The following is an 18,410-nucleotide window of genomic DNA, read 5'->3' as shown; positions in this document are numbered from 1 at the left end:
TCGATGAACGTCGAAAACGCGTTCACCGCACGTGACGACCGTCCGTCGCGACATGCGGCCACCCGTGGGACCCGACTTGACCCACATGGAACGACACCGATGTAATTCCTGCCGACGTACACGCCGGCGCGGGGCCGGCGCTCCGCCAGCTGGGGAGTGCTAGCGGTGAGGGAGGCCGTGTGAACGGTGCGGAGAGCGGGTCGGTGGTGCTGGGCAGCGTGAGGTTCGACGGGACGTCCACGGCGGCAGGGGGACCGCACGGGGCCGGGAGGCCGCGTGACGTCCTGGGGGAGCTGTTCGCCGTCACGGACGAGGACGAGCAGGAATGGCAGGAACGCGCCCTGTGCGCGCAGACCGATCCCGAGGCGTTCTTCCCCGAGAAGGGCGGATCGACCCGGGAGGCCAAGCAGATCTGCAACAGCTGCGAGGTGCGTTCCGAGTGCCTGGAGTACGCCCTCGGGCACGACGAGCGCTTCGGCATCTGGGGCGGTCTCTCCGAGCGGGAGCGCCGTCGTCTCAAGCGCCGGGTCGTCTGACCCGTCCGCTCCCACCACGGCCCCGGCGCGGGGCGTGGTGACCCTGTCCGACGACGCTGTCGGGCCCCCCTTCTAGTCTCGGGCGCGTCCGGCGACAGCCGGACGACCCGACGGCGGGAGGGACGGCGGTGGCCCCCACGGCGCCCGTGCTGGCGGTCCTGGTCTGTCACGACGGTGAGGCGTGGCTGCCCGAGACCCTCGGCGCACTCGGTCGGCTCTCGGTCGGCCCGCGGCGGGTCGTCGCGGTCGACACCGGCTCGCGGGACTCCACGCCCGACCTGCTGCGGTCCTCCAACCGCGTCGACGTCGTGCTGGACCTCCCGCGCGACACCCCGTTCGGCACCGCCGTGGCGGCGGCCGTGGCCGACGCGGACCGGCGGTGGGGCCGGTCCGGGGAGCGCAGCTCCGGCGACTGGCTGTGGGTGCTGCACGACGACGCGGCGCCCGAGCCCTCGTGTCTCGACGTCCTGCTCTCCGTCGCCGAGACCTCGCCCGCCGCGGCGATGCTCGGCCCGCTGCAGCTCGACTGGGACGATCCGCGCCTCGTCGTCGAGGCGGGCCTGTCCACCGACGCCTCCGGCCACCGCCAGACCGGTATCGGCTCCGACGAGCTCGACCTCGGGCAGTTCGCCACCAACTCGGAGGTGCTGGCCGTCGGGTCGGCCGGCGCGCTGATCCGTCGTCGGGAGTGGGACGCCCTCGGCGGGTACGACTCGGGGTACGGGCTCCTGCGGGAGGACCTCGACCTCGGGTGGCGGGTCAACCGTGCCGGCGGGCTCGTCCTCTGCGTGCCCTCCGCCCGGCTGCACCACGCGCGGGCCGTCACCGTCGGGTCCCGCGGGCTCGACGCACGCGGTACCGAGGGCGGCCTGCGGACCACCGATCGTCGCAACGGCATGGCGACGGTCCTCGCCAACGGCTCCGGGTTCGCCTACGCGACCGGCCTGGTGCGGCTGCCGTTGCTCGCGGTGCTGCGGGCGATCGGCTTCCTGCTGCTGCGCCGGCCCCGCGCCGCCAACGCCGAGCTCGGCGCGATGGGGCGGCTCCTGGCCGACCTCGGCGACCTGCGGGAGGCGCGCCGCCGTCGGACCACCGACGCCGGGCCGGGGGACGTACGCGGCCTGCTCACCAGCCGCACCACCCGCCTGCGCAACGCCGTCTCCGGTGGCCTCGCGAGCATCGTCCGCAACCGGGTGCGCGACGACCTCGACCTCGGTCGGCTGCCGGACTGGGCGGCCCGGCCGTCGCGGGCCCCGCAGTCCGCGGCCGCGGCCACGGAGGGCCCCGAGGAGGGATCGCTGCTCGTCGGGCAGGGCGCCCTGCCGGCCGGCGCCACCGCACCGAAGCGCACCGCGCGCCGCAAGGCGGGTCTGCGCCGCCCCGGCGGCGAGTCCGTCGCGGTCTCCCTGGCGGGCCCCACCACGTCCGGCGAGGCGGGACCGACCGAGCTGATCGGCGCCCGCAGCGGCCGGCACCGCACCGCCGCGCCGGACCCGGAGGCGGCCACCGCCCTCGTCGGCATCCCCGATCCCCGCGAGGCGGCGCCGGCGGAGCCCGACCCGCGGCTCGTCGTCGTGCCCGTCACGCCCGGCCGCGTGCTCCGGGAGCTGCTGCTCGCGCCGGCCCTGCTCATGGTCCTGGCGCTCACCGCGGTGTCGCTGCTCGCCCAGCGCTCCCGCCTCGGCCTCGACCTCGCGGGCGGCCGCCTCCGCGCGCTGCCCGAGCTCGGTCCGCTCTGGAGCAGCTACCTCGCCGAGTGGCACCCCGTCGCCGGGGGCACGGCCGCGCCGGCCTCCGCCGCCCTCGCCGTGATCGGGCTGTTCGGCGGACTGCTGTGGCCGGTCGCCGGGTCGTCCGGGCCCGCCGTCGCGGTGTCCCTGCTGCTCCTCGGGGCCCTGCCGCTGGCGGGGCTCTCCGCCTACGTCGCCTCCCGCCCCGTCCGGGTGGGCCGGGTGCTCCGGGCGCTCGCCGCGTCGGTCTACGCGCTGCTCGGCATCACCGGCGCCGCCGTCGCGCAGGGCCGCCTCGACGGGGTCGTGGTCGTCGTGCTCCTGCCGCTCGTGCTCGCCGGGGTCGCCGCGGTGCTGCGCGGCAGCCGCACCGCGGCGGGCGACGAGGGCACCCGCGGCCGGCGGACCTCGTGGTGGAGCGCCGCGGCCGGCACCTCGCTGCTGCTCGCCGCCGTGTCGGCGTTCGCGCCGCTGGTGCACCTCATGGTGCTGGTGGTGGTCGTCGTCGGGTTCGTCGCCGTCCCCGCCCCGGCCGGTGCGGCACGGCGGCGGGCGGTCGCCCTGGCCGCCGTCGTCGTCCTGCCCGTGCTGCTGCTCCTGCCCTGGCCCTCGACGCTGCTGCGCGCGCCGCAGGTGCTCCTGCACGGCACCGGGTCGCCGGTCACCGAGCGGTTCGCCGGCACCCTCGACGTGCTCTCGCTGGACCCCGGCGGCGCCGGGTCGCTGCCCGTCGTCGGGCTGATCGTGCTGGTCGTCGCCGTCGGCGGGGCGCTGGTCGCCCCGCGCCGCGCGATGGTCCCCGGCCTCGGGATCATGCTGCTCGGGATCGTCGCCGCGGGGATCGTCGGCACGGTGGCGCTGGCCCCCCTCTCGGGCGGCGAGCCGCGGCCCGGCTGGACCGGCCCGGCGCTCGCGTTCGCCGCGTGCGGGGCGCTGTGGAGCCTGCTCGCGCTCCTGGCCGAGGCCCGGGTGACGCCGCTCGGCACCCTCGTCACGGGCCGCTCGGGCCCGCGGCACCGGCCCGCGCCGCGACAGCTCGGCGATCCCGCGATCGACCTCGGCCCCGACGGCGTGCTGAGCCGCGTCGGCGGCGGCGCGCGCTCCGCGGCGTCGCGGGTGGGCACCGCGTTCTCGTCCCGGCTGCGGGTGCGGTCGAGCGCGGCCTCCACGGGGCGCGCCCGGGGCGTCGCGGTGCCGGTCGTCGCGGCCGCCGCGATCGCGCTCGCGGTCTGCGCCGTGCTCATCGGGCCCCGCGGCCCGCTCGCCACGCGTCCGGCCCCGGTCCTCGACGCCCAGCTGGCCGACCGGCTGGCGGGCTCCGGGGCGACCGTGGTCGCGATCGGGCTCGCCCCGCGGGCGGACGGGCCGGGCTTCGCGCTCGACACCGACACCACCCGCCGGGCCGGTGCGGAGCTGCCCCGCTACGGCGACGACGACCTCGTCCCGGTCGGCGCCGCGCCCGCGCGGCTCACCCGCGACGTCACCGCCCTGCTCTCCGGCGACCCCGCGACCGTGCAGGCCGGGGCGGCGGAGCTGGCGGCGTCCGGCACCGCGGCGGTGGTCCTGCCCGACGCCGCGGTCGCCGATCGCGCCGTGAGCGCCGGGACGCCGCTGCTGAGCCCCGCGGCACCCACCTCCGACGGCCGGTCGGTCCTCACCATCGGCCTGCCCGTCGCGGGGGCCGTCCTCCTCGAGCCGCCGGTGTCCGACGACGCCACCGACGCGAAGGCCGCCCCCCGCCGCCCGCAGGGCATCGGAGTGCTGCCGGCGAGTCCGCCGAACGTGGGGGTGCTGATCTCGCCCGGCGCCGACCGACGGCTCATGGTGCTCGCGGCCGAGCGGGAGTCCGGGTGGACCGCGACGGTCGGCGGCGCGCCCGCCGACATCGTCCCGGCCTGGGGCCACCTCGTCGGGGTGCCGGTGCCGGCGGGCGGCGGCCCGGTGGTCGTCACCCGCGACACCACGCTGCGCGGCCTGCTCCTCCTGCTGCAGCTCGCACTCGTGCTGTTCACCGCCCTCTCGGCCCTGCCCTCGCGCACCCGGCTGGACTGACGCGGGCGAGACTGTCGGGGGTCGCCGCTAGCGTCGCGGCATGCTCGATCACTTCGGGGTCCCGGTCGCCGACGTCGACGCCGCCGTGGCCCGCTACCTGCAGGTCTTCGCGCCGCTCGGCTTCGTCGAGGCGATACGCATCCCGCACGAGGGGAGCGCCGTCGTCGGGCTCGCCGGGGCGGCCGGCATCCCGCAGTTCTGGCTGAGCCCGGGCGGCCCGGTCGCGCAGGAACTGCACGTCGCGTTCGCGGCGCCCGACCGGGCGGCGGTCGACGCCGTGCACGAGGCCGCGCTGGCCGCCGGGGTGGAGGTGCTGCACGCGCCGCGGGAGTGGCCGGAGTACCACCCCGGCTACTACGCCGTCTTCCTCCGCGACCCCGACGGGCACAACGTCGAGGCCGTGCACCACGGCTTCTAGACGGCTCCTAGGAACCCTCGTCCGACCCGTCGTCGATGGTGTCGGGCTCCACCCCGAGGTACTCGGCGATCTGCTCCACCAGCACGTCGTGGAGCAGGTCGGCCAGGTCCTCGCCGTCGAGTGCCCGCGCCTCGAGCGGGCGCCGGTAGAGGACGATGCGGGCCCGCGTCGGGGCGCCCCGGCGGTCCACGCCCGCCGGCACGAGCCGGGCGAGCGGGATGTCGCCGTCGCCCACCACGCCGTCGTCGTCCGGCACGGGGGTCGACACGTCGGGGACGTCGTCCACCGCGACGTCGAGATCCTCGAGCTCGGCGCCCCACCGGTCCTCGATCGGCTCGAGGGCCTCGAGCACCACCGCGTCGAAGCGCTCCGCCCGCGTCCGCGACGCCGGCGCACTGGCCGGGTAGAGCGGCGTCCGCATCCCGCGGCCGCGGCGGTCGCGCCGTCGCGGGGCCCGGCCCGGGAGTGCGCCTCCGGTCCGTGCACCACCCGAGCGCCCGCCGGTGCGGGTACCACCCCTCGCCATGAGCGGCGAGCCTACGCCCCGGGGCCGTCGCCCGAGGTCACCTCGGTCACGGGCGACCGCCGGACGGGTCCGCGACGCCGTCACCCGACGCGCCGAGCGAGCCTGCGCGACGCGGGCCGGAGCAGGCGTCTATCGTCTCGTCCCGTGCGAGGAGTACGGAAGTGCTCACGGACCGGGTGCGGCCGTGCGGCCGTGGCCACGTTGACGTACGTCTATTCCGATTCGACGGCCGTCGTGGGTCCGTTGGCGAGGAGTGCGGAGCCGCACTCGTACGACCTCTGCGAGTTCCACGCCCTGCGCCTCACCGCCCCCCGGGGCTGGGAGGTCGTGCGCTACGAGGGCGAGTTCCCCTCGGAGCCCAGCGCCGACGACCTGACCGCGCTCGCCGAGGCCGTGCGCGAGGCCGGCCGGGCGGAGCCCCCGGGGGAGGCCGTCGGTCAGGGCACGGTCGCCGGCACCGGTCGGCGTGCCCACCTACGCGTGCTGCCCGACCCGTCGGGCTCGTAGGTCCCCGCGGCCACCCCTTCGGGTGGCCGCCGAGCCGCATGCCGTCGGACCCGGCGGATACGCTGCGGGTGTGAGCAGTTCAGCAGCCACCGAGTCCGCGCAGGCCGCCCGCTCCCGCGTCATCAGCCAGGTGATCAAGGCCTACGACGTGCGAGGTCTGGTCGGGGAGCAGCTCGACGCGGCGTTCGTGCGGGACGTGGGGGCGGCCTTCGCCGAGCTGTTGACCTCCGAGGCCGGCGCCGCGCCCGCGAACGGCATCGTCATCGGCCACGACATGCGCGACTCCTCGCCGGAGCTCGCCGCCGCGTTCGCCGAGGGCGTCACCAGCCGCGGCGTCGACGTCGTCGAGATCGGACTCGCCAGCACGGACATGCTCTACTACGCCTCCGGGGTGCTCGACGCCCCCGGCGCGATGTTCACCGCGAGCCACAACCCGGCCACCTACAACGGCATCAAGCTCTGCCGGGCCGGTGCGAGCCCCGTCGGGCAGGACACCGGCCTCGACGAGATCGCCGCGATGCTCGACCGCGGGCCGGGCGAGGTGCCCGGCTCCACCGGCACCACGGGCACCGTCACGCAGCAGGACATGCGCGAGGGCTACGCGGAGTACCTGCGCAGCCTGGTCGACCTGTCGGGCATCCGCCCGCTGTCCGTGGTGGTCGACGCCGGCAACGGGATGGCCGGCTACACCGTGCCGGCGGTGCTCGACCCGCTGCCGATCGACGTGCACCCGCTCTACTTCGAGCTCGACGGCTCGTTCCCCAACCACGAGGCCAACCCGCTCGACCCGGACAACCTGGTCGACCTGCAGCGGGAGGTCTCGAACCTCGGCCACGCCGACGCCGGGCTCGCCTTCGACGGCGACGCCGACCGCGTCTTCCTCGTCGACGAGCGCGGCGAGGCGGTCAGCCCGAGCGCGATCACCGCCCTCGTCGCCTCCCGCGAGCTGGCCAAGGAGCCGGGGTCGACGATCATCCACAACCTGATCACCTCGCGCGCGGTGCCGGAGATCGTCACCGAGGCGGGCGGGAAGCCGGTCCGCACCCGGGTGGGCCACTCGTTCATCAAGGCGACGATGGCGCAGACCGGCGCGATCTTCGGCGGCGAGCACTCCGCCCACTACTACTTCCGTGACTTCTTCCGCGCCGACTCCGGGATGCTCGCGGCCCTCCACGTCCTGGCGGCGCTGGGGGAGCAGGACAAGCCGCTCTCGGAGCTCATGGCCACGTACTCGCGCTACGCCGCCTCCGGCGAGGTCAACTCGACGGTGACCGACCCGCAGGCCAGGATGGCGGAGGTGGAGCAGCTCTACGGGGACCGCCCCGATGTCACCACCGACACCCTCGACGGGCTGACGGTGATGTTCGAGAACGGCGACTGGTTCAACCTGCGGCCGTCGAACACCGAGCCGCTGCTGCGCCTGAACGTCGAGGCCTCCGACGCCGATGCCGTGGCCGCCCTGCGCGACGAGGTCCTCGCGGTGGTCCGCCGATGAGCACCGCCGGCCCGCTCGGCCTCGACCCGGCCCTGCTCGAGATCCTCGCCTGCCCCGCGCCCGACCACGGCGAGCTCCGGCCCGGTACCCCCGCCGACGCGGGTGCCCCCGCCCTCACCTGCCAGGTCTGCGGCCGGGAGTACCCGGTCAGCGACGGCATCCCGGTGCTGCTGCTCTCCGAGGCCGCGGGCGGCCCCGACGGCGGGTCGAGCGACACCGCGGGCGGGTGAGACCGGTGCTCGACGAGGCGCTGCTCGACGACACCGGCCGGCTGCTCGACGCCGACCGGGTCGGGGTCCTGCGCGGGGCGGCCACGGCGGGCGCCCAGGTGCGGGCGACGTGGGCGGCCGCGCAGGAGGCGGGGATCGCCGGCCTGTCCGGGCTGCGCCCGCGCGCCCTGGTCCTGCTCGCCCGGCCGGGTCCCGAGCGGGCGGTCGCGGCGATCACCGCCGCGCTGCTCGAGCCCACCTGCCCCTGTCCGGTGGTCGTGACCGGCTCCGCGCCGCCGTGGCTCGGGCCGCTCGACGTCGTCGTCGTGTCCCATCGCGGCTCGGAGCGCGATCCCGCGGACGCGGCGATCGCGGAGGCCGTGGACCGCGCCGTCCGCCGCAACGCCCACGTGGTGCTGACCGGCCCGCCGGACGGGCCGGCCCCCGCGGCCGCCGCCGGTCGCGCCATCCAGGTCGCCCCGCGGGTCCCCGTCATGGACGGGCTGGCCGCGCCCACCGACCTCGCGGCCGCCTACGCCACCGCGCGCGCCCTGGACCTCCTCGACGTCGACGGGGAGGCCCTCGCCGACCGGCTCGACGACGAGGCCGAGCGCAGCGGCCCGCGGCACGAGGCGTTCGTCGCCCCCGCGAAGGCGCTCGCGCTCCGGCTGGCCGAGCACACCCCGCTGCTCTGGGGCACCGACCCGACCGCGATCGCCGTCGCGGGGTACGGGACCGTCGCCCTCGCCGCGCACGCCGGCGTCGTCGCCCACGCGGGCGGGCTGAGCGCCGCGGTCGGGGTGCCGGCCCTCGCCGCCCGCCTCGACGGCGGCACCGGCATCGACTCGATCTTCGCCGACCCGTTCGACGACCCCGGCCCGGACGGTCCGCCGCCCCGGCTCGTCGTCGTGACCGTCGCCGAGGACGTCCCGACCCGGCGGCTGGCCCAGGACGCCGAACGGCGCTGGCCGGCCGCGGACCGCCTGGAGCTCGACGACCTCGAGCTCGCCGGGCCCGGCGTCGGACGCGACGCCGTCCGGGCCGGGGTGCTGGCGCTGCGACTCGACCTCGCGGCGCTCTACCTCGGCCTCGCCACCGGCTCGCTCGGGGCCGATCCCGAGGCCGAGCGGGATCCGGACGCGGTACCGGGCATCGGCGCCTGACCCCGGGACCGGACGGCCCGACCGTGGGCCCGACCGGGACCGACACCGGGGGACGCCCGAGACGGCGGCGTCCGCGGCACGACGCGGGAGCGGGCCGGACCGGCCCGGGCCCCCGCGACCCACACGCGCACAGGGAACGACTCAGGGGGACGAAGCGGTGGAACTGCTCGAGGGGACGGTGCGGCCGTACGCCTGGGGGTCGCGCACCCACATCCCGGCGCTGCTCGGCGAGCCGGTCCCGTCGCCGCACCCGCAGGCCGAGCTGTGGTTCGGCGCGCACGTCGACGATCCGTCGCGTCTGCCCGGCGGGCGCACGCTCCTGCACGCGATCACCGAGGACCCCGAGGGCGCGTTCGGCGCCGACGGGGCCGAGCACTGGGGCGGCCGCCTGCCGTTCCTGCTCAAGGTGCTGGCGGCGGAGGAGCCGCTGTCGCTGCAGACCCACCCGTCGGCGGAGCAGGCCGTGGCCGGGTTCGCCCGCGAGGAGGCGGCCGGTGTCCCGCGCACCGCGTCCGACCGCAACTACCGCGACGCCCTGCCCAAGCCGGAGATCCTCTGCGCGCTGGAGGAGTTCCACGCCCTCGCCGGTTTCCGCGACGCCCGCGTGACGCTGCGCCTGATGCGGGCCCTCGACGTGCCCGGACTGCGCCACCACACCGAACTGCTCGCCGCACAGCCCGACCCGGACGGCCTCCGTGCCGTGTTCACCACGTGGATCACGCTGCCGCAGCGGGCGGTGGACCAGCTGGTGCCGGAGCTGCTCGACGCCTGCATCGCGCTGCTCCGCGGCGGCGCGGGGGAGTTCGACCGCGAGGTCCGCACGCTGCTCGACCTGGGGGAGCGCTACCCCGGGGACGCCGGGGTGCTCGCGGCGCTGCTGCTCAACCGCGTGGTCCTCGCCGAGGGCGAGTGCCTCTTCCAGCCGGCCGGCTCGCCGCACGCCTACCTGTCGGGCTGCGGGGTCGAGCTCATGGCGAACTCGGACAACGTGCTCCGGGCGGGCCTGACGCCGAAGCACGTCGACGTGCCGGAGCTGCTGCGCATCCTCGACTTCCGCTGCGGGCCGCCTATGCTGATCCGCCCGGAGGTCGACGGTCCCCGCGCGGTGTTCCACGCCCCCAGCGAGTACTTCCGGCTGGTCCGGCTCGACCTTCCCGACGGCGGGTCGGCGGACGTGGGCCTCGACGGCCCGCGGATCGCGGTGGTGGTCCGCGGCGAGATCGAGCTGGAGGGGGCGGGCGGCACGCTCACCGTCGGACAGGGGCGCGCGGTGTGGCTGCCGTCGGCGGACCGCTCGGTGGACGTCGCGGCCGTGGGCGGCCCGGCGCTCGTGTTCGTCGCGGGCGACGGACGGCACGGCCGGTAGGCCCGCCGGTCGACCCCGCCGGAAGGTCGGCCGCTGGGCCGGATGCGCCACAGGTCGGTACCTGTCGGACGTACCGGACGACGGTTGTCGGTGTCCCCCAGTAGGGTCCGCGCCACTACACGCGCATGTGACAGGGAGAGGGGGCCGGGTCATGGCGACGACGACGCCTTCGCCGCGGACGAACAGCCTGTTCCGCACCAAGTCGGTCGAGCAGTCGATCCGCGACACCGACGAACCGGACAGCAAGCTCCGCCGGGAGCTCGGTGCACTCGACCTGACCGTCTTCGGGGTCGCCGTCCTCATCGGGGCCGGCATCTTCACCATCACCGCGCGGGTGGCCGGGGACATCACCGGGCCCGCCGTCGCGGTCTCGTTCGTGATCGCCGCGATCGCGTGCGGGTTCGCCGGCCTGTGCTACGCCGAGTTCGCCTCGACGGTGCCGGTCGCGGGCAGCGCCTACACGTTCTCCTACGCGACCTTCGGGGAGTTCATCGCCTGGATCATCGGGTGGGACCTCGTCCTGGAGTACGCGCTGGGTGCGGCCGTGGTCTCCACGAGCTGGGCCAAGTACCTCGGTCAGCTGTTCACCGGCGACGGCACCGCCGCGACGGTCGACCTGGGCGGCCTCACCGTCGACTGGGGCGCGATGCTCATCATCGCGGTCCTCACCGTCGTCCTCGTCCTCGGCATCAAGCTCTCGAGCACCGTGTCGACCGTGATGACCGCGGTGAAGGTCGGCGTGGTGCTCCTGGTGATCGTCGTCGGCGCCTTCTACATCCGGTCCGCGAACTACTCGCCGTTCATCCCGCCGCCCGGGGGCGAGCAGGAGAGCGGCGGTGGCATCAAGTCCTCGCTGCTCTCGCTGGTCGCGGGCAGCGACGGGTCGACCTACGGCGTGTACGGCCTGCTCGCCGGCGCGTCCCTGGTCTTCTTCGCCTTCATCGGCTTCGACGCCGTGTCCACCACCGCCGAGGAGACGAAGAACCCGCAGAAGGACCTGCCGCGCGGCATCCTCGGCTCGCTCGGCGTCGTCACCGTGCTCTACGTGGCGACCTCGCTCGTGCTGGTCGGCATGGTCAGCTACACCCAGCTGCAGACCGGCCCGAACGGCGACTCGGCCACCCTGTCCACGGCCTTCACCCTGGTCGGGGCGAACTGGGCGTCCACGATCATCGAGGTCGGGGCACTCGCCGGTCTGACCACCGTGGTCATGGTCCTCATGCTCGGCCAGAGCCGGGTGTTCTACGCGATGTCCCGCGACGGACTGCTCCCGCGCAATCTCGCGAAGACCGGTTCCCGCGGCACCCCGGTGACCATCACGATCATCATCGGCACGCTCTGCGCCGTCCTCGCGGGCTTCTTCCCGGCCGACGAGCTGGAGTCGATGGTCAACATCGGCACGCTGTTCGCGTTCGTGCTCGTCGCGGTCGGCACGTGGGTGCTGCGCAAGCAGCAGCCCGACCTGCCGCGCAGCTTCGTCGTGAAGGGCCTGCCGATCGTGGCGACCCTCGCGGTGATCTCGTGCCTGTGGCTGATGATCAACCTGACCGTCGAGACCTGGATCCGGTTCATCGGCTGGATGGTGCTCGGCGTGATCATCTACTTCGCGTACTCGCGCCGGAACTCGGTGCTCGGCAAGCGCGAGCGGGGCGAGCTCCCCGAGAGCACGGTGTCCGCGCCCCGGGACTGATGAGCATCCCGACGGCGGGTTGCGGTGCGACCCGCCGTCGGGGCTCTGCCGAATTCCCCTCGCTTCGCTCGCCCGGCTGCGGTCAGCCCCGCTCGGCCGCGAACTTCTCCCGGAGCGTCTTCTTCGAGAACTTGCCCGTCGAGGTCTTGGGGACCTCGTCGATGAAGACGACGTCGTCGGGGATCTGCCACTTCGCGACCTTCGTCGCGAGGTACTCCTTGACCTGCTCGGCGGTCAGCTCGGCGCCGTCGCGGATCACCACGCACGCCAGCGGGCGCTCCGACCACTTCTCGTCGGGCACCGCGATCACCGCGGCCTCGGCGACCTCGGGCATCCCCATGATCTGGTTCTCCATGTCCACCGAGGAGATCCACTCCCCGCCGGACTTGACCAGGTCCTTCGTCCGGTCGACGAGCCGGACGTAGCCCGTGGGGTCGATGATCGCCACGTCGCCGGTGCGCAGCCAGCCGTCCGCGGTGAACTGCTTGCCGCCGTCCTCGTTGCGGTAGTAGGACGCCGCGATCCACGGGCCGGCGGCCTGCAGCTCGCCCGACGAGGTGCCGTCCCAGGGCACGATCTCGCCGGAGTCCGGGTCGGCGAGGCGCAGCTCCACCAGCGGCGTCACCTGGCCCTGGGTCGCCCGGACGTCGGCGAGCTCGTCGTCGGAGAGCCCGTCGTGGATCGAGCGGAGCATGCCCGTCGTCGCGATCGGGCTCGTCTCCGTCATGCCCCAGGCCTGGGTGATCGGCAGCCCGATCTTCTCCCGCCAGCCCTCGGACAGGGAGCGCGGCACGGCGGACCCGCCGCAGAGCAGCAGGCGCAGGTGCGGGACCTCGGCGCGCTCGAGCTCGGGGAGCACGCCCATCCAGATGGTCGGCACGCCCGCGGTGACGGTGACGTCGTGGTCGCGCAGCATCCCGGCGATGGCCTTGGGGACCATGTTCGGCCCGGGCATGACGATCGACGCCCCGCACAGCACCGCGCCGTAGGGCGTGCCCCAGGCGTTGGCGTGGAACATCGGGACGATCGGCAGGATGACGTCGCGCTCGCTGATGCCCGCGACGTCGGCCATGAGGAGCGAGATGGAGTGCAGCACCGACGAGCGGTGGGAGTAGACGACGCCCTTGGGGTTACCGGTGGTGCCGGACGTGTAGCACATGGCGGCGGCCGTGTTCTCGTCCTCGATCTCGAAGGCACCGGTGAACGGCTCCACCGAGGCGAGCAGCTCCTCGTGGTCGACGATGCGCTCGTCGTCGGGAATCTCGGTGTCGGCGCCGTCGTCGATGACGACGAACTTCCTCACCCGCGGCATCTGGTCGACCAGCGGCCACAGCTGCCCGAGCAACGCCCGCTCGACGAAGATCACCTCGTCGTCGGCGTGGTCGACGATGTAGACGAGCTGCTCGGGGAAGAGTCGGATGTTGAGGGTGTGGAGCACGCGGCCGGTGCAGGGCACTGCGAAGTAGAGCTCGAGGTGGGCGAGGGTGTTCCAGCAGAACGTGCCGACGCGCGCGTCCCCGGCGACGCCGAGCGCGTCGAGGGCGGCGGCGGTGCGGCGGACGCGCTGCGCCCAGTCCGCGTAGGTGGTGCTGGTGACAGCGCCCCCCACCCCGATCCCGGTGAGGGGCTTGTGGCCGAACATCTGCTCGGCCCGGTGGAACACGTGGGGCAGGGCGAGGGGACGGTTCTGCATCTGTCCGAGCACGGGCGCGGCCTTCCTGAGCTGCATCGTCGACGATCCGGACCGCGACTCTACGGCCGAGTGTGGCGCCGGTCATACCGTTCGCTCGCGCACCGACTGTGACGCGGTCGACTGTGACCCGGGTGACGATCGGGGACTACCGGGCGACGACCTGCGGGGACTCCGCGCGGTCGGGCGACGTGCCCGCCGTTCGCCTTGACCCTCCCCGGGACCTGTGTGAACCTCGAATCACGGCAATCGAACGCACGTGACGTGCGTCGGAGCCGCCGAGTGGCGCTGCAACGGGCCTCGCCCGCCACGCTCGGTGGATTCCGCACCATCGCAAGGGCGCCTCCACACGGTGGAGGACCGCGCCCGAGGTCCGGCGACGAGCCGGGTCTGAGAAGTGCGCGGTCGTACCACTCACCCACGACAGCGGATGAGGAGTCATGGCAGCAGTAGGCACCACGCACGAGAAGTACGCCGAGAAGAACGGGATCGACTTCGCGGTCGCCGACCTCTCGCAGGCCGACTTCGGTCGCCGCGAGATCCGCCTCGCCGAGCACGAGATGCCCGGGCTGATGGCCCTGCGGCGCGAGTACTCCGAGGCGAAGCCGCTGCACGGCGCGCGCATCTCCGGCTCGCTGCACATGACGATCCAGACCGCGGTGCTCATCGAGACGCTGGTCGAGCTCGGCGCCGAGGTTCGCTGGGCCTCCTGCAACATCTTCTCCACCCAGGACCACGCGGCCGCCGCCGTCGTCGTGGGCCCGCACGGCACCCCCGAGGAGCCCAAGGGCGTCGCCTGCTTCGCCTGGAAGGGCGAGTCGCTGGAGGAGTACTGGTGGTGCGCCGAGCAGATGCTCGCGTGGCGCGACAGTGACACCCGCGGCCCGAACATGATCCTGGACGACGGCGGCGACGCCACCATGCTCGTCCACAAAGGTGTCGAGTTCGAGAAGGCCGGCGTCGTGCCGAGCACCGAGCTCGACGACCCCGCCGAGTACCAGGTCGTCCTCGAGACCCTGCGTCGCTCGCTCGCCGAGGACTCACAGCACTGGACCAAGGTGGCCTCGGGCATCCGCGGCGTCACCGAGGAGACCACGACGGGCGTGCACCGCCTGTACGAGTTCTTCAACGAGGGCAAGCTGCTCTTCCCGGCGATCAACGTCAACGACTCGGTCACCAAGTCGAAGTTCGACAACAAGTACGGCTGCCGCCACTCGCTCATCGACGGCATCAACCGCGCCGTCGACGTGCTGATCTCCGGCAAGAAGGCCGTCATCTGCGGCTTCGGCGACGTCGGCAAGGGCTCCGCGGAGTCGCTGCGTGGCCAGGGCGCCCGCGTGACCGTCACCGAGGCCGACCCCATCTGCGCGCTCCAGGCGCTGATGGAGGGCTACGACGTCAACACCGTCGAGAACGTCATCGACGAGGCCGACATCGTCATCACGACGACCGGCAACAAGGACATCATCACGCTCGAGCACATGAAGCGGATGAAGCACCAGGCGATCCTGGGCAACATCGGCCACTTCGACAACGAGATCCAGGTCGAGAAGCTCGAGAAGTCCGGCGCCACGCGGATCAACATCAAGCCGCAGGTCGACGAGTGGAAGTTCGAGGACGGCCACTCGATCATCCTGCTGTCCGAGGGGCGCCTGCTGAACCTGGGCAACGCCACCGGGCACCCCAGCTTCGTCATGTCGAACTCGTTCGCGAACCAGACGATCGCGCAGATCGAGATCTTCACGAAGCAGGACGAGTACCCGATCGGCGTCTACCGCCTGCCCAAGCACCTGGACGAGAAGGTCGCGAAGGTCCACGTCGAGGCACTCGGCGCGGAGCTGACCAAGCTCACCAAGGAGCAGGCCGAGTACATCGGCGTCGACGTCGAGGGCCCGTACAAGCCGGAGCACTACCGGTACTAGTCGCTCGCGGGCTCGCCCCACGGTCTGACCTCGAAGGGCTCCGTCGCCACGTGCGGCGGGGCCCTTCGTCGTGTCCGGGCGCGCTCTCGCCGCGAGGTCTACATGGGGCAGGTTCCGGGGCCGCTGGCCCTGCCTGATGTGCACCTCGCCGGGGGCGGGTCGAGCGGCCGGTCCACCAGGTTCACGTGGGGCAGGTTCCGGGGCTGCTGGCCCTGCCTGGTGTGAACCTCGGCGGGGGGCTTCCCGACGGCGGGTCCGGCCGGCGGCTTGCGGTCGGCCAGCCGGTCCACGAGCTGCTCCTATGTCAAGCGGCGGCGGGGGTTGGGGTGGGTTCGGTCTGTCGGAGCAGGTTGAACACGACGCGGGCGAGGCGTCGTTTGAGGGCGCGGAGGGCGTCGTTGTGTCGGTCGCCGCGGGCTCGACGCTTGTCGTAGTAGGCCCGTCCGAGGCTCTCGGGTAGCCGGGTCTGGGTCAGCGCGATGCGGTGCAGGGCGGCGTTGAGTTGCCGGTTGCCGCCGCGGGCCAGCCGGTGGCGGTCGGTGCGCCCCGAGGAGGCCGGGATCGGTGCGACCCCGGCGTGCATCGCGAAGCAGGCCTCGGAGCGGAACCGGCCCGGGCGGGCGGTCTCGGCGAGCAGCTTCGCCGCCGAGAGCGGCCCGCAGCCGGGCAACTCGAGCAGCTGCGGGGCCAGCTGGGCGACGCGGCGGGCGATCTCGCGCTCCAGGGCGCGGATGCGGGTGGTGCGTGCGGCGATGTCGCCGACCAGCTCGGCGGCCAGTTCGCCGACCAGCCCGGGGTGCTCGGCGGGCAGCAGCGCGGCCAGCGCGGTCAGACGGGTGGGCTTGTCCAGCCCGCGGGCCGGGATGCTGCGCTCGAGTTCGGGATCGAGCTCGTGCAGGTGCCAACGCAGCCGGCAGATCATCGCGGTCCGCTCCGCCACCAGGTGCTCACGGTGATCGACCAGCAGCTTCAGCTCCCGGCTGGCCGGGGTGTGCTCGGCCAGGGGCAGGTCCGGCTCCCGCAACGCGGCCCGGGCGATCGCGGTCGCATCGATCGGGTCGGACTTCCCGAACTCCCGCGCCGAGCTCCGGGCACCGGCCATCAGCTTCGGCGGCACCCGCCGCACTCGCTGCCCCGCGGCGAGCAACGCCCGCTCCAGGCGCAGCGACACATGCCGGCAGTCCTCCACCGCCCACTCGATCTCGGGCCCAGCCGCGACCGCGAACTCCTCACCCACACCCTGGACCCACGCCAACAACTCCAGGTGCCCGGCGTCGGTGGCCTGCACCCGACGCTGCGCGCGGCGCACCCCGAGTTGATCGACCACCACCGCGGTGTGGGTGTCTTTGTGGACATCGACTCCGACCATCAGGACCATCGAAGGGTCTCCTGCTCCTAGCCTGCGGGGGACAACAGGCCGGGCCGGTCGGCGGACACACCTCAGTGGGGGCGCTGCCACGCTCCTATCAAGTCACGCCGGCCGGCCTGGCCGCCGGTGCCCGGCACAGCTCGCGCTGGCCCATCAGGGGCAGTCACATGGAGAGCCAGAGCACCGACGACCAGGATCCCGACCACCGCAACAGCGGCACCACCGACCCTGACACTGAGGTTCACGTGGGGCAGGTCCGGAGGCCGGTAGCCCTGCCCGATGTGCACCTCGCGGGTCCCGCACCGCGGTCACACTGCGTTCCTGGCTAGCGTGCCGTCCGTGGGTGTTCTGGTGGCCGTCGAGGGCCTGGACGGGGCGGGCAAGGCGACGATCGTCGCGGCCCTGAGCCGTGGCGCCCGGGCCCGCGGCGCCCGGGTCGGCACCCTGGCGTTCCCCCGCTACGACGACGACGTGCACGCGGCGCTGGCCGGCGAGGCGTTGCGCGGCGCGCACGGTGACACGGGAGCCTCGGTGCACGCGATGGCCCTGCTGTTCGCACTCGACCGCCGGGCGGCGCGCGAGGAGCTCGAGACCCTTCGTCGGGACTCCGACCTGCTGCTGGTCGACCGCTACGTCGCGTCCAACGCCGCGTACGGCTCGGCCCGGCGGCACGAGACGATCGGGCCCTTCGCCGACTGGGTGCGGGCCACCGAGATCGAGCGGTTCGGGCTCCCGCTCCCGGACGCGCAGGTGCTGGTGCGGGTGCCGCCGGACCTCGCGGCGCAGCGGGTCCGGGACCGGGCCGCACAGCAGCCCGACCGCGCGGCCGACGGGTTCGAGGCCGACGCCGCCCTGCAGGGCCGGTGTGCCGCGGTCTACGACGCCCTCGTCGCGGAGCAGTGGCTCTCCCCCTGGTGGGTGTCGGACAATCGGCAGTCGGGGGATGATGCGCTCACCCGTACGGCTGACGCGATCCTGGATGCCGTGCTCACGGACGCATTCGCTCCCGGATCGTCGGTGAGAAGTGACACCATTGAGACATGAGTTCCCGGATCCTGGTCGTGGACGACGACTCCTCGCTCGCCGAGATGCTGACGATCGTCCTGCAGGGCGAGGGGTTCGAGACGACCGTCGTCTCCGACGGGGCCGAGGCACTGCCGACCGTGCGGGAGTCCGCGCCGGATCTGGTGCTGCTCGACCTGATGCTCCCGGGGATGAACGGGATCGACGTGTGCCGGGCGATCCGGGCGGAGTCCGGGGTGCCCGTCGTCATGCTGACGGCGAAGACCGACACGGTGGACATCGTCCTCGGCCTGGAGTCGGGGGCGGACGACTACATCGTCAAGCCGTTCAAGCCGAAGGAACTGGTCGCGCGGATCCGGGCGCGGCTGCGGCAGTTCCCCAGCGAGCCGAGCGAGCAGATGCAGATCGGCGACGTGACGATCGACGTGCCGGCGCACCAGGTGCGGCGGGGCGGCGCCCCGATCCCGCTGACGCCGCTGGAGTTCGACCTGCTGGTGGCACTGGCCCGCAAGCCGCGGCAGGTGTTCACCCGCGAGGTGCTGCTGGAGCAGGTGTGGGGCTACCGGCACGCGGCGGACACGCGGCTGGTCAACGTCCACGTGCAGCGGCTGCGCTCGAAGGTGGAGAAGGACCCGGAGCACCCCGAGGTGGTGCTCACGGTGCGCGGCGTCGGCTACAAGGCCGGACCGCCCTGATCGGCATGGCCTCCCGTCG

The 18,410-nt window shown here is 73.9% G+C and carries 15 protein-coding genes and 1 riboswitch; of the genes, 12 read left to right on the top strand and 3 right to left on the bottom strand.

The window, feature by feature from the left end; all coding sequences use genetic code 11:
* The first annotated feature begins 284 nt into the window (after window positions 1-284).
* The 3 genes from BJ983_RS15430 (at window position 285) to BJ983_RS15420 (ending at window position 4,736) form a co-directional block, all read left to right on the top strand.
* Window positions 285-536 (top strand): WhiB family transcriptional regulator, encoded by a 252-nt coding sequence (locus tag BJ983_RS15430; protein WP_179797870.1) that lies wholly within the window; start codon window positions 285-287, stop codon window positions 534-536.
* A gap of 128 nt (window positions 537-664) precedes the next feature.
* Window positions 665-4,318, top strand: a complete 3,654-nt coding sequence (locus BJ983_RS15425) for a glycosyltransferase (RefSeq protein ID WP_179794584.1) — start codon at window positions 665-667, stop codon at window positions 4,316-4,318.
* Between the two features lie 40 nt (window positions 4,319-4,358).
* Window positions 4,359-4,736 carry a VOC family protein gene (locus BJ983_RS15420; RefSeq protein ID WP_179794583.1) on the top strand — a complete coding sequence of 126 codons (378 nt, stop codon included), beginning with the start codon at window positions 4,359-4,361 and terminating at the stop codon, window positions 4,734-4,736.
* A gap of 7 nt (window positions 4,737-4,743) precedes the next feature.
* Here BJ983_RS15420 and BJ983_RS15415 read toward each other — a convergent pair whose 3' ends face one another.
* Entirely contained in the window at window positions 4,744-5,262 is a 519-nt protein-coding gene (locus tag BJ983_RS15415; RefSeq protein WP_179794582.1) for a metallopeptidase family protein, read from the bottom strand.
* A gap of 144 nt (window positions 5,263-5,406) precedes the next feature.
* Here BJ983_RS15415 and BJ983_RS15410 point away from each other — a divergent pair, with 144 nt between their 5' ends.
* The 6 genes from BJ983_RS15410 to BJ983_RS15385 all read left to right on the top strand — a co-directional run bounded on the left by BJ983_RS15410 (window position 5,407) and on the right by BJ983_RS15385 (window position 11,692).
* Entirely contained in the window at window positions 5,407-5,769 is a 363-nt protein-coding gene (locus BJ983_RS15410; RefSeq protein ID WP_179794581.1) for a DUF3499 family protein, read from the top strand.
* 70 nt (window positions 5,770-5,839) lie between these two features.
* Entirely contained in the window at window positions 5,840-7,264 is a 1,425-nt protein-coding gene (locus BJ983_RS15405; protein WP_179794580.1) for a phosphomannomutase/phosphoglucomutase, read from the top strand.
* Window positions 7,261-7,494 carry a Trm112 family protein gene (locus tag BJ983_RS15400; protein WP_179794579.1) on the top strand — a complete coding sequence of 78 codons (234 nt, stop codon included), beginning with the start codon at window positions 7,261-7,263 and terminating at the stop codon, window positions 7,492-7,494. Before BJ983_RS15405 ends, BJ983_RS15400 begins: the two co-directional genes overlap by 4 nt.
* Entirely contained in the window at window positions 7,491-8,636 is a 1,146-nt protein-coding gene (locus tag BJ983_RS15395) for a hypothetical protein (protein WP_343054203.1), read from the top strand. The genes BJ983_RS15400 and BJ983_RS15395 overlap by 4 nt, the downstream gene beginning before the upstream one ends.
* A 157-nt stretch (window positions 8,637-8,793) precedes the next feature.
* Window positions 8,794-10,002: a mannose-6-phosphate isomerase, class I gene (manA, locus tag BJ983_RS15390; RefSeq protein ID WP_179794578.1), complete on the top strand. Its 1,209-nt coding sequence runs from the start codon at window positions 8,794-8,796 to the stop codon at window positions 10,000-10,002.
* 151 nt (window positions 10,003-10,153) lie between these two features.
* Window positions 10,154-11,692 (top strand): APC family permease, encoded by a 1,539-nt coding sequence (locus BJ983_RS15385; RefSeq protein WP_179794577.1) that lies wholly within the window; start codon window positions 10,154-10,156, stop codon window positions 11,690-11,692.
* Between the two features lie 82 nt (window positions 11,693-11,774).
* Here the strand turns inward: BJ983_RS15385 and BJ983_RS15380 are convergent, their stop codons facing one another.
* Window positions 11,775-13,421, bottom strand: coding sequence for a long-chain fatty acid--CoA ligase (locus BJ983_RS15380; RefSeq protein ID WP_246325599.1), 1,647 nt, complete (start codon window positions 13,419-13,421; stop codon window positions 11,775-11,777).
* A gap of 235 nt (window positions 13,422-13,656) precedes the next feature.
* Window positions 13,657-13,734: riboswitch (S-adenosyl-L-homocysteine riboswitch) on the top strand.
* Between the two features lie 88 nt (window positions 13,735-13,822).
* Between BJ983_RS15380 and ahcY the strand changes: the two genes are divergently transcribed.
* Window positions 13,823-15,304 carry an adenosylhomocysteinase gene (gene ahcY, locus BJ983_RS15375; protein WP_179794576.1) on the top strand — a complete coding sequence of 494 codons (1,482 nt, stop codon included), beginning with the start codon at window positions 13,823-13,825 and terminating at the stop codon, window positions 15,302-15,304.
* A gap of 304 nt (window positions 15,305-15,608) precedes the next feature.
* Here ahcY and BJ983_RS15370 read toward each other — a convergent pair whose 3' ends face one another.
* On the bottom strand, window positions 15,609-16,682 hold the full coding sequence (locus BJ983_RS15370; protein WP_179792414.1) for an IS110 family RNA-guided transposase: 1,074 nt from the start codon (window positions 16,680-16,682) through the stop codon (window positions 15,609-15,611).
* Between the two features lie 330 nt (window positions 16,683-17,012).
* On the opposite strand from BJ983_RS15370, the gene BJ983_RS15365 reads away from it, so the two are divergent.
* Window positions 17,013-17,717, top strand: coding sequence for a dTMP kinase (locus BJ983_RS15365; RefSeq protein ID WP_343054201.1), 705 nt, complete (start codon window positions 17,013-17,015; stop codon window positions 17,715-17,717).
* Window positions 17,714-18,391, top strand: a complete 678-nt coding sequence (gene mtrA, locus BJ983_RS15360; RefSeq protein WP_179794575.1) for an MtrAB system response regulator MtrA — start codon at window positions 17,714-17,716, stop codon at window positions 18,389-18,391. Before BJ983_RS15365 ends, mtrA begins: the two co-directional genes overlap by 4 nt.
* The last annotated feature ends 19 nt before the right edge of the window (window positions 18,392-18,410 follow it).

Origin of the sequence: Actinomycetospora corticicola (assembly GCF_013409505.1) — a bacterium.
In the GTDB taxonomy this organism is placed as follows: domain Bacteria; phylum Actinomycetota; class Actinomycetes; order Mycobacteriales; family Pseudonocardiaceae; genus Actinomycetospora; species Actinomycetospora corticicola.
The sequence above is the reverse complement of the archived record's forward strand: the minus strand, read 5'-3'. Positions and strand labels throughout refer to the sequence as shown.